This window comes from Roseicyclus sp., assembly GCF_052168335.1.
In the GTDB taxonomy this organism is placed as follows: Bacteria; Pseudomonadota; Alphaproteobacteria; order Rhodobacterales; family Rhodobacteraceae; genus Roseibacterium.
In genome coordinates, this window is record NZ_JBQLZP010000098.1 from 1 (window position 1) to 1,301 (window position 1,301).

The 1,301-nt window shown below is 73.8% G+C and carries 1 protein-coding gene and 1 pseudogene; both read right to left on the minus strand.

The window, feature by feature from the left end; all coding sequences use genetic code 11:
• The coding region (locus ACTS11_RS03145) for an AMP-binding protein (RefSeq protein ID WP_442638889.1) at positions 1-1,057 on the minus strand (1,057 nt) is incomplete at its 3' end.
• Positions 1,050-1,301, minus strand: a pseudogene (locus ACTS11_RS03150) (hypothetical protein); the annotation flags it as partial. The pseudogene ACTS11_RS03150 and the gene ACTS11_RS03145, both read right to left, overlap by 8 nt.

Below are 1,301 nucleotides of genomic sequence, written 5' to 3' on the forward strand. Positions count from 1 at the left end.
GGTTGCATTCGGTCTGGCCGTAGAATTCGTTGATCGGGCAGCCGAGCGCCCCCCTGCCCCAGTCGAGGAGGTCGGCGCCCAGCGCCTCGCCCCCCGAGCCGATGGCGCGGAGCCGCAGCCCCCTGGGCACCGGCGCCTGCCGCATGATCCTCAGCGCCGTCGGCGGGATGAAGGCGGCAGAGACCCCCTCCGCCGCCATCAGCCGCAGCGCGGCCTCGGGATCGAACTTGGCGAAACGGTGCGAGACGAGAGGGACGCCGTAGAAAAGGCAGGGGAGCGCCATGTCCATGAGCCCGCCGATCCAGGCCCAGTCCGCGGGCGTCCAGCCGATGTCGCGCGCGTCCGGGAACCAGCCGAGCGACAGCTCGAGGCAGGGCAGGTGCCCGAAGAGGAAGCGGTGTGCGTGCAGGACGCCCTTGGGATCGCCCGTGGTGCCGGAGGTGTAGATCATCACCGCCGGGTCCTCGGCGTCGGTCGGCACGGGGACGAAGCCCGGCGCGGGCGTGGCGAGGATCTCGTCGAAGGCGTGGACGGGGGTCGACGCGAGGCCTGTCGTCACGACCATGGCCAGCTCCGGCAGGTCGGGCGCGAGCGCCATGACCCGGTCGAGCGCGCCCGCCTCGACGATCACCGCCCGCGCGCCGGAATCGGCCAGCCGGTAGCGCAGCGCGTCCTCGCCGAAGAGCGTGAAGAGCGGCAGCGACACCGCGCCGAGCTTCATCGCGGCGAGATGCGCCACGAGGGCGGCGGGGTTCTGCGCCATCAGCACGGCCACCCGGTCGCCGCGCATGACGCCGCCCGCGTGGAGCGCCGCCGCCAGCCGGTCGGAGGCCCGGCGGAGATCGCCGTAGGTCCATTCCGAGCGTGTCCCGTCCGACCCGAGGTGGATCACCGCCACCCGCTCGGGCGCCACCGCCGCCCAGCTGTCGCAGCACAGATGCGCGATGTTCACCGCGTCGGGGATGTCCCAGGCGAAGCCCTCGCGCAGCTTCTTCCAGTTGCCCCGGCCCGAGGCCGGCCGCGGCAGGAGGCGCCGCGAAAGGCCGAGGTCAGCCATCCGCGATGACGGTCACCGTGGGCAGCGACGCGAGGTCGAGGCCGAGCGCCTGCATCGCCGAGAGCGAGAGGCGCGAGCCCGAGCCGGCGCGCCCGCCCGAGGGCCTGAGCGTCACCGAGATGGTGGTCCCGTCCGGTCCGACCACGCGGCCGGGGCCTTCCCGCGAGACGAGCGGCGTCTCGATCCAGAGGCCGGGCCGCGACGCGTCCCCTCCGCTGTCGAGGGCGTCGGATCGTGACGGTGA